Below are 1,365 nucleotides of genomic sequence, written 5' to 3'. Positions count from 1 at the left end.
GACTATTGCCGCCATGTCGACGGCCGGCCGCGCGACGACGGGATCAGGGCCTTCTTGGAATCCCGGGGCTACCGTCTCGCTGAGGGCAGCGCGGACGATGGGCCGGACCAGGACACGGTCCAGGGGCTGGGCCGCCGGAAGAACGCCCTGTTCACCGAGCTCCTGAAGCGGGATGGCGTCGAGGCCTATCCGCACGCGGCGGAGCTCCTCCACCGGCTGCGCGCGGCCGGCATCCGGACCGCCGTCGTTTCCGCCAGCAAAAACTGTGCGGCGGTCCTGCAGGCCGCCGGGATCGCCGAGCTCTTCGATGTCCGGGTCGACGGCCTCACCCGGGAAGCGATGCGCCTGCGTGGCAAGCCGACGCCGGACACTTTCCTCGAGGCCGCCCGACAGCTCGGCTGTGATCCTGCCCGGGTCATGGTCGTGGAGGACGCGCTCGCCGGCGTGGAGGCCGGGCAGGCCGGCGGGTTCGGCCTGATCGTCGGCGTGAATCGGAACGGGGATCCGCAGGCATTGAAGGCGCACGGGGCCGATGTGGTGATCTCGGACCTCGCGCAGATCAGGGTGCGGGAGACAGGCCACGCGCACGGGCCAACGCAAGCACCGACCTTGCCTCGGATCCCGGCCATCCCGTGGGGGACACCGGTACCCTGCGACGGCCTGCTCGACGAGATCGAGGCCGGTCCCTGGATCCTTTCCTATGAAAGCTTCGATCCGGCCGTCGAGGGGCGGCGAGAAGCGCTCTTCGCCCTGGGCAACGGCTATGTCGGGACGCGGGGTGCCGCGGCGGAATCGGTGGCCGACGGCGTGCATTATCCCGGCACCTATCTGGCCGGCGGCTACAACCGGCAGGTCTCCGGGATCTCCGGCCGCCCGGTCGAGCACGAGGATCTGGTCAACTGGCCGAACTGGCTGCCGATCACGGTCCGCCCGGCCAACGGGGCACCCGGCTGGCTCGACACCAAGGGCGGCACCGAGATCGTCCAGTACCGGCAGGAGCTGGACTTGCGGCGCGGCCTCTACCGCCGGATCGTGCGCTTCCGCGACAGCCGTGGCCGGGTGACCCGCCTGGAGGAGCGCCGCTTCGTCCATATGCGCGAGAAGCACCTGGCCGGCATCCAGGTCCGGGTCGTCGCGGAGAACTGGTCGGGGCTGGTTACGGTATGTTCCGCGCTGGATGGCCGCGTCACCAACGCGGGCGTGCTGCGCTACCGGCCCTTTGACGGCCGACATATCGAGGTCTTGGACGCCGCGGCTTCCGCCGCGGATGTGATCGTCCTCGAAGCGCAGACCAGGCAGTCGCGCATCCGCATGGTGCAGGCCGCCCGCACCCGGCTCTACCGGCACGGCCAGGCCTTCGAGCCC

1 protein-coding gene is annotated in these 1,365 nt (G+C 70.5%); it reads left to right on the top strand.

The features are described 5' to 3' along the window. The coding region (locus tag EQG76_RS20545) for an HAD-IA family hydrolase (RefSeq protein ID WP_159716203.1) at window positions 1–1,365 on the top strand (1,365 nt) is incomplete at both ends.

The sequence above is a fragment of the Geminicoccus flavidas genome, from assembly GCF_009806515.1.
Lineage (GTDB): Bacteria > Pseudomonadota > Alphaproteobacteria > Geminicoccales > Geminicoccaceae > Geminicoccus > Geminicoccus flavidus.
The sequence above is the reverse complement of the archived record's forward strand: the minus strand, read 5'-3'. Positions and strand labels throughout refer to the sequence as shown.